Consider the following 12622-nt stretch of genomic DNA (forward strand, 5'->3'; position numbering starts at 1 on the left):
GGCGTACGTCAAGTTGAGGGAAGCGACAAAGCAGCGAGCCCACCATCGGAATGTCGGGCCATTCCGATGGCGTACAAAGTGCCACCGCCCGGTTGCCCCACCCTTTTGCACCCCCCCTAGACTGAACCTCCAGCACAGGCGGCTACACGCTCGAAAGGCGCCCCCGTGTCCATCGGAAACTCCCCTGAAGACGAGCGTCCGTTCGAAGACGAGCGCGTCGAAGCAGACCGCGAGGAAGCCCGCCCCTCCATCGGTCGTGTCCTGCAGCAGGCTCGTATCGCCGCCGGACTGACCGTCGACGACGTCAGTAGCGCCACCCGGGTCCGCATGAACATCGTGCACGCGATCGAGGCGGACGACTTCACCCCCTGCGGTGGAGACGTCTACGCCCGTGGGCACATCAGGACCCTGGCCAAAGCCGTCCACCTCGATCCCGAACCGCTGCTCGACCAGTACGGCGACGAGCACGGCGGGCGTCCGGCACCGACTCCGGCAGCTCCCCTCTTCGAGGCGGAACGCATCCGTCCGGAGCGGCGGGGCCCCAACTGGACCGCCGCCATGGTCGCCGCGATCGTCGCCGTCATCGGTTTCGTCGGGTTCACGATGTTCCAGGGCGGCGACGACAGCGGCAACAACGAGGCGAACGTGGCCGAGGGCTCGACGCCCGGCGACTCCGCCTCCCCGACCACCAAGACCAAGAAGCCCGCCGACCCCAAGCCCGAGCCGTCCGACAGCGCCATCGCGGCCGCGCCGCGGGACAAGGTGACGGTCCGGGTGGTCGCCGCCGACGACCGCAGCTGGATCGCCGCCAAGGATCACAACGGCCGGATGATCTTCGACGGTGTTCTCAAGAAGGGCGACACCAAGACCTTCCAGGACAGCTCGAAGGTCCAGCTCGTCCTCGGAGACGCCGGCGCGATCGACCTCTTCGTCAACGGCAAGCAGATCGAGGAGAACTTCCAGCGGGGGTCCGTCGAACGCCTGACCTACACAAAGGGCGACCCCGCAGCCGGGTGACCTGCCCGAAAAGTCCAGTTGATACGGGGTTGGCCGGGAAGCGGCCAACCCCGTCGACGTAGGGCGTCAGCGGGACGAAGTAGTCTTGAGCCCATGCCTGAACGCCGTACCGTCGCACTCGTCACCCTTGGCTGCGCCCGTAACGAGGTGGACTCGGAGGAGCTCGCAGGCCGTTTGGAGGCGGACGGCTGGCAGCTCGTGGAGGACGCCGAGCAAGCGGACGTCGCCGTCGTGAACACCTGCGGCTTCGTCGAGGCCGCCAAGAAGGACTCCGTCGACGCCCTCCTGGAGGCCAACGACCTCAAGGGGCACGGCAGAACCCAGGCCGTCGTGGCGGTGGGCTGCATGGCCGAGCGGTACGGCAAGGAACTCGCCGAGGCCCTCCCCGAGGCCGACGGCGTGCTCGGCTTCGACGACTACTCGGACATCTCGGACCGTCTCCAGACCATCCTCAACGGCGGCATCCACGCCTCGCACACCCCGCGCGACCGGCGCAAGCTGCTGCCGATCAGCCCGGCGGAACGCCAGGAGTCGGCCTCCGAGGTCGCGCTGCCCGGGCACGCCCCGGCCGACCTTCCCGAGGGCCTCGCCCCGGCCTCCGGCCCGCGCGCCCCCCTGCGCCGCCGCCTGGACGGCTCCCCGGTCGCCTCCGTGAAGCTCGCCTCCGGTTGCGACCGGCGCTGCTCCTTCTGCGCCATCCCGTCCTTCCGCGGCTCCTTCATCTCCCGCCGCCCCAGCGACGTGCTGAACGAGACCCGCTGGCTGGCCGAGCAGGGCGTGAAGGAGATCATGCTGGTCTCCGAGAACAACACGTCCTACGGCAAGGACCTGGGCGACATCCGCCTGCTGGAGTCGCTGCTCCCCGAGCTCGCCGAGGTCGACGGCATCGAGCGCATCCGTGTCAGCTACCTCCAGCCGGCCGAGATGCGGCCCGGCCTCATCGACGTACTGACCTCGACCCCGAAGGTCGCGCCCTACTTCGACCTGTCCTTCCAGCACTCCGCGCCCGGCGTGCTGCGCGCGATGCGCCGCTTCGGCGACACCGACCGGTTCCTGGAACTGCTCGACACCATCCGCGGCAAGGCCCCCGAGGCCGGTGTGCGCTCCAACTTCATCGTCGGCTTCCCCGGCGAGAGCGAGGGCGACCTCGCCGAGCTGGAACGATTCCTGAACGGCGCCCGGCTGGACGCCATCGGCGTCTTCGGCTACTCCGACGAGGAGGGCACCGAGGCGGCGACCTACGAGAACAAGCTCGACGAGGACGTCGTAGCCGAGCGGCTGGCCCACATCTCGAGGCTGGCCGAGGAACTCGTCTCGCAGCGCGCCGAGGAGCGCGTCGGCCAGACGGTCCGGGTCCTCGTCGAGTCCGTCGACGGCGAGGACGGCGTGTACGGCCGTGCGGAGCACCAGGCGCCCGAGACGGACGGCCAGGTGCTGCTCACGAGCGGCGCGGGGCTGAGCAGCGGCCGTATGGTCGAGGCGAAGGTGGTCGGCACGGAAGGTGTCGACCTGGTGGCCGAGCCGCTGCAGGGCTCGTTCACGTCGCCTGCGTGGAGTGAGGAGGCGGGCAGATGACCGGTGTCCCGGCATCCGCGGCGGGAGGCGCCTCCGGCGCGAGGAGGGCAGCGGCCGGAGCGGGCGCTGCGGCCTCCGCGTCGTCCGTGGCCCCCGTGACCCCCGGGGCGGCGGTCGGGCATGCGGCCGCGCGCTCGGCCGATGGCGGGACGCCCGGTGCGGGGCCCGGTGCCTCGTCCGACGTGGGTCACGGCGGGGCTGCCGCGGCGGCGCCGGGTGCCGATGGAGCGGTCTCCGGTGAAGGCGCCGACGTCGACGCCCAGGGGGAGGGGAAGACCCCCCGGGGCGGGAAGATCGCCGCCGCGGCCGTCAACCAGGCCAGCGTCTGGAACATCGCCAACCTCCTGACCATGCTCCGGCTGGTCCTCGTTCCGGCCTTCGTCGCGCTGATGCTCACCGACGGCGGTTACGACCCGGCATGGCGGTCCCTCGCCTGGGCGGCCTTCGCCGTCGCCATGATCACCGACCTGTTCGACGGTCATCTGGCACGTACGTACAACCTGGTCACGGACTTCGGGAAGATCGCCGACCCCATCGCCGACAAGGCCATCATGGGGGCGGCGCTGATCTGTCTGTCCGCGCTCGGTGATCTGCACTGGTGGGTGACCGGCGTCATCCTCGGCCGGGAACTCGGCATCACGCTGCTGCGTTTCCTGGTCATCCGGTACGGCGTCATCCCCGCCAGCCGCGGCGGCAAGCTCAAGACCCTCATCCAGGGCGTGGCCGTGGGCATGTACGTGCTGGCGCTGACGGGATGGCTGGCCACGCTGAGGTTCTGGGTGATGGCCGCGGCCGTCGTGATCACCGTGGTGACCGGCCTCGACTATGTGAAACAGGCCATTGTGCTGCGCAGGCAGGGAATCGCCGAGCGCAAGGCCGCGTTGGAGGAGAAGGAAGCGTGAGTTCCACGGCCACTGACGTGGTGCGACTACTCACAGTGAAGGGCGAGACGCTCGCCGTGGCGGAGTCGCTGACCGGTGGCCTCGTTGCGGCGGACCTCACATCGGTCCCCGGGGCGTCCAAGGTCTTCCGGGGCTCCGTGACCGCCTACGCCACCGAGCTGAAGCATGAACTGCTCGGTGTCGACGCCACCCTGCTCACGGCGCGTGGGGCAGTGGATCCGCAGGTCGCGGCCCAGATGGCAGCGGGCGTACGCAAGGCGCTCGGCGCCGACTGGGGCATCGCGACCACCGGCGTCGCGGGCCCCGAGCCGCAGGACGGACAGGCCGTCGGCACGGTCTTCGTCGCCGTGGACGGACCGGACGGAGTCGATTCCGGTTCTGCCGGCGGCGGAAAAGTGGCGGCTCTGCGGTTGAACGGCGACCGCGCGGAAATTCGTAGAGAGAGTGTACGGAGCGTACTCGCACTGCTCCTGGAGGAGCTTGCGGGCGAACAGACTGGGAATGAGCGGGCACAGGATACGGAACGGAACGGGGGGTTTTGATGTTTGCAGCCCTGAGTGAACACGACATCGCTCCCCGCACGGCCGCGGCGCAAGGCGGTACGGTGGGGCGTAATGGATGCGGCTACGCGGTCCGAGGAGGGAGCCACCGATGATTCTGCTCCGTCGCCTGCTGGGTGACGTGCTGCGTCGGCAGCGCCAGCGCCAGGGCCGTACTCTGCGCGAAGTCTCCTCGTCCGCCCGAGTCTCACTCGGCTATCTCTCCGAGGTGGAGCGGGGGCAGAAGGAGGCTTCCTCCGAGCTGCTCTCCGCCATCTGCGACGCGCTGGACGTACGGATGTCCGAGCTCATGCGGGAAGTGAGCGACGAGCTCGCCCTCGCCGAGCTGGCCCAGTCTGCTGCGGCCACCCCCAGCGAGCCTGTTCCCACGCCGGTTCGCCCGATGCTGGGTTCCGTCTCGGTGACCGGTGTACCACCGGAACGGGTGACCATCAAGGCGCCTGCCGAAGCGGTGGACGTCGTCGCCGCGTGAGGCTCTGCCCTCACACGGCATGACCAAGGCCCCGGCCGGGCCTCTCCGGAAGATCCGGAGGGGTGCCGCCCGGGGTTTTCGCTTGTTCGGGGCCGCCCACCGCCCTGGTGCCGCCTCTGCGGGCCGTGTCGGGTGTGTGTGCGTTTGCCGGTGGGGCGTGCGGCGGTCATCGTTGAAGTGATGGCGGGGGCAGTCCTCGGAGGTGCGGATGTACGTCGTGAAGAGCCCGTTGTCGGACGCGAACCTGAAGACCGTGTCCGAGGCGCTGCAAGGTGCCCTCGTCGATCTGGTGGACCTCGCCCTCGTGGCGAAGCAGATCCACTGGAACGTGGTGGGGCCGCGCTTCCGTTCCGTGCATCTCCAGCTCGACGAGGTCGTCGACACCGCACGGAAATACTCCGACACCGTCGCCGAGCGTTCCGCGGCCCTCGGAATCTCACCGGACGGGCGAGCCGCGACGGTTGCCGTCGGCAGCGGGATCGGGGTGACCCCCGAAGGGTGGGTCGACGACACGACTGCCGTGAGCGCGCTCGTCGAGGCGCTCGGTGCGGTCATCACGCGGATGCGGGAGAGGGTCGAGACGACCGGTGAGCCCGATCCCGTGAGCCAGGACATCTTCATCGGGATCACGGCGGACCTGGAGAAGCATCACTGGATGTTCCAGGCCGAGAACGGGTGACGGAGAGCGCGGGAGCGAGTGACGGGCCGGGCGGGCGAGAGGTCACCGCTCGGCGCGCGGGAGTGCGCGAGCTGAGCGGTGCGCGTGTGCGCGGCCGCCCGAGTGGGAGGGACCGTGCGCCCGTGTGCCCGTTGTGCGCCCTGTCCGCGGTCCCGGGCGGCTCCATAGCGTCGGGCTGGGGGTGGCGGCCGTGGCGGGCATAGCACGCTGGTGGAGCCGGCACTGGGGGGTCCGCGGAGTCGTGCTCGGGCTCGGGGCGTTGTGGTGGTGGGCCGTGCTGCGGCTGCTGGCCACGCCCGAGGCGGGGGTGCTGGAGGCGGCGGTCGCGGCCGGGGGATGGGGGCTGAGCGTCCTGCCCGTACATTGCGTGCCCAAGGGGAGGGCGCGGGGGGTTGTAGGGGCAGGACGCTGGCGGAGGGTCTGGGGGGCGGGGAGCCGGGGGATGGCGGAGCGGCGGGGGTGAGGGCCGGGGGACTGTTGGGGTGGGGTGCTGAGTGGTCGGTGATGTTGTCGCTCGTGCGGGTTGCCGCGGCTGTGGGGGCGGGTGTCCAGGGGACTTGGGATCGCGGCCAGCAGGGCCGGGGTGACGGCTGGGCGGGGTGCCTGGGTGCGGGGCGCGGCGGGGGTGCCGGGGTCCGTGGGGCGTTGTGGGGTCGGTGATGTTGTCGCTTCTGCGGGGTGCTGCGGCTGTGTGGGCGGGGTTCCTGGGTGCATGGGGTGCTGCGGCTGTGGGGGCGGCATTCCGGGCAGATCGGGGGCGGCGGCCAGGAGGGGGCCGGGCGGGCGCTGGGGGGCGCAGACGGGTCGGGCCCGTGTCACCACGGCATGGCCACTCCTCCGTTCGGGCGGAGGATCTGGCCCGTCGTGAAGGCTGAGGCGTCGCAGACCAGGTGGAGGACCGCGTGGGCGATGTTCTCGGGCTCACCGACCCGGCGCAGGGGGGACATGCGGGCCATGGCGGACTCGGTGTGCGTCTGGGACTCACCGTCGTGGCGGTCGGTCATGGGTGTACGGATCCAGCCCGGGGCGACCGCGTTGACGCGGATGCCGTACCGGCCGACCTCTGTCGCCAGGGTCTTCGTCAGCTGGACCACCGCCGCCTTGGCCGCCCCGTAGCAGAGCAGCCCGGGGCCGCCCGTGTCGACGGCGCCCGAGGCCATGGTGACGATGCTGCCCCGGGTGCCGCGGGCGATCATCAGGCGGGCCGCCTCCTGGCAGGCGTACAGCACCCCCTTGAAATTGACGTTCAGCACCCGGTCGAGATCCTCGTCACGGGTTTCCAGCACCGGGCTCCGGTGCATGATCCCGGCGATCGCGGCCAGGGCGTCCAGGCGTTCGCAGGAGGTGAGGGCCTGCCTCAGCAGGGTCCGGTCGGTGACGTCGAGGCTGTGGGTACGGACTGTGCCGCCCCTGTCCTCGATCAGGGTCGCGGTCTCGCGCAGACCCTCGGTGTCACAGTCCGCGCAGTGCACGGTCGCCCCCGCCTCGGCCAGCAGGAGCGCCGAGGCGCGGCCGATGCCGCTCGCCGCGCCGGTGACGAACGCGGTGCGGCCGGTGAGGTCGTACGCCGTGACAGGCATACGGGGACCGTACGAGCGTTCCTGACGGGTCGTCAATTGGTGCGACTGCGCCGCCGGCCGGGAGAAGCGGCCGGGGCGGGGCCCGGCTGACAGGTGGGGCACCAGTAGGTGGGGCGCTCGCGGGAGCCGTCGCCCTGCTCGGCGACGCGGATCGAGGTGCGGCAGCGCAGGCACGGGCGGGGTGCCCGGCCGTAGACGAAGAGGTCCTGGCCACGGCGGCCCGTCGTGCTGCGGATCGGGCGGTCGCGATTGGTCTCCAGCAGCTCCTTGGCGAGCCCCGGCAGCTTGGCGGCGGGGTCGGGGGGCAGGGCGCCCGCAGGGAGCCAAGGCGTGACGCCCAGCAGGAAGCAGAGCTCGCTCTTGTAGACATTGCCGATACCTGCGAGGTTGCGCTGGTCGAGCAGGGCCTCGCCGAGCTCCCGGGCGGGATCCTGGAGGACGTTGGCGAGGGCCCGGTCGGGGTCCCAGTCGGGACCCAGGAGGTCGGGGCCCAGATGGCCGACCACGCGGTGTTCGTCGGTGGTGCGCAGGAGTTCCAGGACGGGGAGGCGGTAGCCCACGGCCGTGCGGTCGGTGGTGCCGAGGATCGCGCGGATCTGATGGCCGGGGCCGCCGGTCCAGCGCTGGCCGTTCCCGTACACCTTCCAGGAGCCGTCCATTCGCAGGTGGGAGTGGAGCGTCAGGCCGCCTTCGATGCGGGTGAGGAGGTGCTTGCCGCGCGGGGTGACGTCCCGGACCGTGCGGCCGGTGAGGTCGGCCGTGGCGAAGCGGGGCACCCTGAGGTCGCTGCGCGTCAGCACCTTGCCCGCGAGGGCGTCGTGCAACCGCCTCGCGGCCTGCCAGACCGTGTCACCTTCGGGCATGGGTCAAGGGTGGCACGGCGGACGTGTGAGTGGCCGGAGCGGCTGTGCGCGGGTGACCGTCAGGCACGCAGACGCAGTCCTCGGGGCGTCGCGATGAAACCGGCTCCTTCCAGGAGGGTGCCGATGGGGGAGGTCAGGGCCTGGGCGCCGTTGACGCGCTCCACCGTGACCGTGCCGAGAGAACCCGCGCGGGCAGCGGCGGCGAGGGCCTCCGCGGCGCTGCGCAGGCGTGAATCGTCGACGGGGTCGCCGTCCGGATCGGTCGCCCAGGCCAGCAGGGTCTTGCCGCCACGCTCCATGTAGAGCGTCAGTTCACCGTCGACGAGCACCACCAGGGAGCCCGCCTTGCGGCCCGGCTTGTGCCCGGCGCCGGTCGGAGGCTCGGGCCAGCCCAGGGCGGCGCCGTACGCGTTCGCCGGGTCGGCGGCGGCGAGGACGACGGCCCCGGAGGGGCCGTCGGAGCGGCCCCGGCGGCCCGGGTCGTACGCTGCCCGCCCGCCGTTCTGCCAGGGCGGGGCGTCCCGCGGGGCGTAGTCGCGGGGCGAGACCCACTCGCCCGGCGACGGTTCGGAAACCTCGTAGGGGGAGCCCAGGTCGGGGAAGCCGTCGGGGCCGGGGGCGTCGGTGTGGTCGTGGGAGGGGGCGGAGTCGTCCGGACCGGCGAAGTCATGGGTGGGGAACGGGTCGGGTGCGGAGCCGGGGGGCGGACCGGGCAGGGCCTCACCGCGATCGCGGGCGTTGGACACCGCGCGCAGACGGTCCACCGCGCCGTCCATCGCGAACTGCGCCGCCCCCAGGCCCTCCACCACGTAGCCGCGACGGGCCTGGCCGCTCTCTTCGAAGACCGACAGGACGCGGTACGTCGCCGAGAAGCCGCCCTCGACGCCCTCCGCCGAGACCGCGCCCCGGGTGACCACGCCGTGCCGGTCGAGAAGCGTGCGGGCGAGAGCGTGGGCCCGCAGGGTGGGGTCCGGCTCGTGGGCCGGAAGCAGGGACCAGCGGCCGGCGACCGTCGGCGGGCCGGAGCGGGAGGCGGTGCGGGCCGCCGTCGTCAGGGAGCCGTAGCGGCCGCGCGGGACGGTGCGCTTGGCGCGGTGGGCCGTGGAGCCGGCGGTGCGGCCCGAACCGAGCAGGGAGCGCATGGGGGTGAGCGTGTCGTTCGTCAGACGGCCCGACCAGGCCAGGTCCCACAGGGCGTCGGCCAGGTGCGGGTCGGTGGCCTCGGGGTGGGTGGTGGCGCGGACCTGGTCGGCAATCTGGCGGAAGAACAGGCCGTAGCCGCCGGAGAGGGTGTCCAGGACCGACTGGTGCAGGGCGGTCAGCTCCAAGGGGTGCGGGGGCGGCAGCAGCAGGGGGGCCGCGTCGGCCAGGTAGAGGCAGACCCAGCCGTCCTTGCCGGGGAGGGAGCCCGCCCCGGCCCAGACGACCTCCCCGGCGGCGGTCAGCTCGTCCAGCATCGCCGGGGTGTAGTTCACGACCCGGGAGGGCAGGACCAGCTTCTCCAGCGCGGAGGCGGGCACCGACGCGCCCTGCACCTGCTCGATGGCGCGGACGAGCCCGTCGATGCCGCGCAGGGAGTGCCCCCTGCCGATGTGCTGCCACTGCGGAAGGAACTGGGCGAGCGCGGCGGGTGGCACCGGCTCCAGTTCGTGCCGCAGAGCGGCCAGGGAGCGGCGGCGCAGGCGGCGCAGCACGGCAGCGTCGCACCACTCCTGACCGATGCCGGCCGGGTGGAACTCGCCCTGGACGACCCGGCCCGCCGCGGCGAGTCGCTGGAGGGCGCCCTCGGTGACGGCGACACCCAGGCCGAAGCGGGCGGCAGCCGTGGCCGAGGTGAACGGGCCGTGGGTGCGGGCGAAGCGGGCGAGGAGGTCCCCGAGGGGGTCCTTGACGGGCTCCGTGAACGCTTCCGGGACGCCGACCGGCAGGGCCGTGCCCAGAGCGTCGCGCAGGCGGCCCGCGTCCTCGATCGCCGCCCAGTGGTCCCTGCCCGCGATCCGGACCCGGATGGCTCGGCGGGTGCCGGCCAGTTCCTTGGCCCACTGCGGTTCGGCGCCCCGCTCGGTCAGTTCCGCGTCCGTGAGCGGGCCGAGGAGACGGAGGAGGTCCGCGACGCCCTCGGCGTCCTTGACACGCCGGTCCTCGGTGCGCCACTGAAGCTCCTGCTCCAGCTCGGCCAGCACCTCGGCGTCGAGCAGCTCGCGCAGCTCCGCCTGCCCCAGCAGCTCGGCCAGCAGCCGCGAGTCCAGCGACAGGGCGGCGGCGCGGCGCTCGGCCAGCGGGGAGTCGCCCTCGTACAGGAACTGGGCGACGTAGCCGAAGAGGAGGGAGCGCGCGAAGGGGGACGGCTCGGCGGTGGTGACCTCGACCAGGCGGACCCTGCGCGACTCCAGGTCGCCCATCAGCTCCACGAGCCCCGGCACGTCGAAGACGTCCTGGAGGCACTCGCGGACCGCCTCCAGGACGATCGGGAACGAGTCGAACTCGCTGGCGACCTGCAACAGCTGGGAGGCGCGCTGCCGCTGCTGCCACAGCGGGGTGCGCTTGCCCGGGTTGCGGCGCGGCAGCAGCAGCGCCCGGGCGGCGCACTCGCGGAAACGGGAGGCGAACAGGGCCGAGCTGCCCACCTGGTCGGTGACGACCTGGTCGACCTCGCCCTTGTCGAAGACGACATCGGCGGCGCCCACGGGTGCCTGCTCGGCGTCGTACTCCCGGCCCGCCTTCACCGGCTCCTGGTCCAGTAGGTCCAGGCCCATCAGGTCGGCGTCCGGCAGGCGCAGCACGATGCCGTCGTCGGCATGCATGACCTGCGCGTCCATGCCGTACCGCTCGGAGAGCTTGGCGCCGAGAGCGAGTGCCCAGGGGGCGTGCACCTGGGCACCGAAGGGGGAGTGCACGACCACCCGCCAGTCGCCGAGCTCGTCGCGGAAGCGCTCCACGACGATCGTCCGGTCGTCCGGGATGTGGCCGCAGGCCTCGCGCTGCTCGTCCAGGTACGACAGCACGTTGTCCGCCGCCCACGCGTCCAGGCCGGCGGCGAGGAGGCGCAGGCGGGCGTCGTCCTTGGACAGTGAGCCGACCTCGCGCAGGAACGCGCCCACCGCCCGGCCCAGTTCCAGCGGGCGGCCCAGCTGGTCGCCCTTCCAGAAGGGCAGCCGGCCCGGCACGCCCGGGGCCGGGGAGACGAGCACCCGGTCGCGGGTGATGTCCTCGATGCGCCAGGAACTGGTGCCGAGCGTGAAGACGTCGCCGACGCGGGACTCGTAGACCATCTCCTCGTCGAGTTCGCCGACCCGGCCGCCGCCCTTCTTGGGGTCCGCCCCAGCGAGGAAGACGCCGAAGAGACCGCGGTCGGGGATCGTGCCCCCGGAGGTGACTGCGAGCCGCTGTGCGCCGGGGCGGCCGGTGATCTCACCGGTGACCCGGTCCCACACCACGCGCGGACGCAGCTCCGCGAACGCGTCGGACGGATAGCGGCCCGCCAGCATGTCGAGGACGGCGGTGAAGGCCGACTCGGGCAGCGAGGCGAACGGGGCGGCCCGGCGGACGGCCGCGAGGAGGTCGTCGAACTGCCAGGTGTCCAGGGCCGTCATGGCGACCACCTGCTGGGCCAGCACGTCCAACGGGTTGGCGGGCACCTTCAGGGATTCGATGGAACCGGTGCGCATGCGCTCGGTGACCACCGCCGCCTGCACCAGGTCGCCTCGGTACTTCGGGAAGACCACACCGGTGGAGACCGCGCCCACCTGGTGCCCTGCCCGGCCCACGCGCTGCAGGCCGGAGGCGACGGACGGCGGCGACTCCACCTGCACGACCAGGTCCACCGCGCCCATGTCGATGCCCAGTTCGAGACTGGACGTGGCCACGACCGCGGGCAGGCGCCCCGCCTTGAGGTCCTCCTCGACCAGGGCACGCTGCTCCTTGGACACCGAGCCGTGATGGGCACGCGCGATGACCTGGGGGGCGCCCTGGGCCGCTCCCGAGCCGCCCATGAGTTCGGCGGGGGAGTGGTGCTCGTCGAGTGTCTCGCCTGTGGCCCGTTCGTACGCGATCTCGTTCAGGCGGTTGCAGAGGCGCTCCGCGAGACGGCGGGAGTTCGCGAAGACGATCGTGGAGCGGTGGGACTGGACGAGGTCGGCGATCCGCTCCTCCACATGCGGCCAGATCGACGGGCGCTCGGCGCCCTCCTGGCCGTCCGCCACCGGGGAGCCGCCCAGCTCGCCCAGGTCCTCGACCGGGACGACCACCGACAGGTCGAACTCCTTGCCGGATGCCGGCTGGACGATCTCCACCTTGCGGCGCGGCGAGAGGAAGCGGGCCACCTCGTCCACCGGCCTGACCGTGGCGGACAGGCCGATACGGCGGGCGGGCTTCGGGAGGAGGTCGTCCAGGCGCTCCAGGGACAGCGCGAGATGGGCGCCGCGCTTGGTGCCGGCGACCGCGTGCACCTCGTCGAGGATCACCGTTTCCACACCCGCCAGCGCGTCGCGCGTGGCCGACGTGAGCATCAGGAACAGCGACTCCGGGGTCGTGATCAGGATGTCCGGCGGGCGGGTCGACAGAGCGCGGCGCTCGGCCGCGGGGGTGTCGCCCGAGCGGATGCCCACCTTGACCTCGGGCTCGGGCAGGCCGAGGCGCACGGACTCCTGGCGGATACCGGTCAGCGGGCTGCGCAGGTTGCGCTCGACGTCCACCGCCAGGGCCTTCAGGGGAGAGACGTACAGGACGCGGCAGCGCTTCTTGGGGTCGGCGGGGGGAGGAGCCGAGGCCAGCTGGTCCAGGGCTGCCAGGAAGGCCGCCAGGGTCTTGCCGGAGCCGGTAGGGGCGACGACCAGCACGTCCGAGCCCTCGTGGATGGCCTGCCACGCCCCGGCCTGGGCAGAGGTGGGCGCGGAGAAGGCACCCGTGAACCAGGCGCGGGTCGCGGGGGAGAAGCCGTCCAGGGCTCGGTGCGCATTGCTGGGCATGCGTCCA

The 12622-nt window shown here is 72.3% G+C and carries 10 protein-coding genes; 7 read left to right on the forward strand and 3 right to left on the reverse strand.

What is annotated here, in order from left to right; genetic code table 11:
* Positions 1-165: 165 nt before the first annotated feature.
* From QNO09_RS26525 to QNO09_RS26555, 7 genes are all read left to right on the forward strand, one after another.
* On the forward strand, positions 166-1017 hold the full coding sequence (locus QNO09_RS26525) for a helix-turn-helix domain-containing protein (RefSeq protein WP_283972766.1): 852 nt from the start codon (positions 166-168) through the stop codon (positions 1015-1017).
* A 93-nt stretch (positions 1018-1110) separates the two neighbouring features.
* Positions 1111-2592 carry a 30S ribosomal protein S12 methylthiotransferase RimO gene (gene rimO, locus QNO09_RS26530; RefSeq protein WP_283972767.1) on the forward strand — a complete coding sequence of 494 codons (1482 nt, stop codon included), beginning with the start codon at positions 1111-1113 and terminating at the stop codon, positions 2590-2592.
* Positions 2589-3494, forward strand: a complete 906-nt coding sequence (gene pgsA / locus QNO09_RS26535) for a CDP-diacylglycerol--glycerol-3-phosphate 3-phosphatidyltransferase (protein WP_283972768.1) — start codon at positions 2589-2591, stop codon at positions 3492-3494. The genes rimO and pgsA overlap by 4 nt, the downstream gene beginning before the upstream one ends.
* Complete coding sequence (locus QNO09_RS26540) at positions 3491-4036, forward strand: CinA family protein (RefSeq protein ID WP_283972769.1); 546 nt, start codon at positions 3491-3493, stop codon at positions 4034-4036. Before pgsA ends, QNO09_RS26540 begins: the two co-directional genes overlap by 4 nt.
* A gap of 109 nt (positions 4037-4145) precedes the next feature.
* A complete protein-coding gene (locus tag QNO09_RS26545; protein WP_003993396.1) occupies positions 4146-4526 on the forward strand; it encodes a helix-turn-helix domain-containing protein in 381 nt (126 codons plus the stop codon).
* 208 nt (positions 4527-4734) lie between these two features.
* Entirely contained in the window at positions 4735-5205 is a 471-nt protein-coding gene (locus QNO09_RS26550) for a Dps family protein (RefSeq protein WP_283972770.1), read from the forward strand.
* A 190-nt stretch (positions 5206-5395) separates the two neighbouring features.
* Complete coding sequence (locus QNO09_RS26555; protein WP_502962348.1) at positions 5396-5668, forward strand: hypothetical protein; 273 nt, start codon at positions 5396-5398, stop codon at positions 5666-5668.
* Positions 5669-6020: 352 nt separating this feature from the next.
* Here the strand turns inward: QNO09_RS26555 and QNO09_RS26560 are convergent, their stop codons facing one another.
* Genes QNO09_RS26560 through QNO09_RS26570 form a run of 3 tightly spaced genes read right to left on the reverse strand, consistent with a single transcriptional unit; the run spans position 6021 to position 12615 of the window.
* Positions 6021-6785, reverse strand: a complete 765-nt coding sequence (locus QNO09_RS26560) for an SDR family NAD(P)-dependent oxidoreductase (protein WP_283972771.1) — start codon at positions 6783-6785, stop codon at positions 6021-6023.
* A 32-nt stretch (positions 6786-6817) separates the two neighbouring features.
* On the reverse strand, positions 6818-7648 hold the full coding sequence (locus QNO09_RS26565; protein WP_283972772.1) for an Fpg/Nei family DNA glycosylase: 831 nt from the start codon (positions 7646-7648) through the stop codon (positions 6818-6820).
* A gap of 59 nt (positions 7649-7707) precedes the next feature.
* Positions 7708-12615, reverse strand: coding sequence for an ATP-dependent helicase (locus tag QNO09_RS26570; RefSeq protein WP_283972773.1), 4908 nt, complete (start codon positions 12613-12615; stop codon positions 7708-7710).
* Between the last annotated feature and the right edge of the window lie 7 nt (positions 12616-12622).

Origin of the sequence: Streptomyces sp. 378, from assembly GCF_030124145.1 — a bacterium.
Lineage (GTDB): Bacteria > Actinomycetota > Actinomycetes > Streptomycetales > Streptomycetaceae > Streptomyces.

Coding starts and splice junctions, on each gene's coding strand:
- QNO09_RS26550 (WP_283972770.1), top strand. CDS start 4,735: ATGTACGTCGTGAAGAGCCCGTTGTCGGACGCGAACCTGAAGACCGTG.
- rimO (WP_283972767.1), top strand. CDS start 1,111: ATGCCTGAACGCCGTACCGTCGCACTCGTCACCCTTGGCTGCGCCCGT.
- pgsA (WP_283972768.1), top strand. CDS start 2,589: ATGACCGGTGTCCCGGCATCCGCGGCGGGAGGCGCCTCCGGCGCGAGG.
- QNO09_RS26545 (WP_003993396.1), top strand. CDS start 4,146: ATGATTCTGCTCCGTCGCCTGCTGGGTGACGTGCTGCGTCGGCAGCGC.
- QNO09_RS26565 (WP_283972772.1), bottom strand. CDS start 7,648: ATGCCCGAAGGTGACACGGTCTGGCAGGCCGCGAGGCGGTTGCACGAC.
- QNO09_RS26560 (WP_283972771.1), bottom strand. CDS start 6,785: ATGCCTGTCACGGCGTACGACCTCACCGGCCGCACCGCGTTCGTCACC.
- QNO09_RS26570 (WP_283972773.1), bottom strand. CDS start 12,615: ATGCCCAGCAATGCGCACCGAGCCCTGGACGGCTTCTCCCCCGCGACC.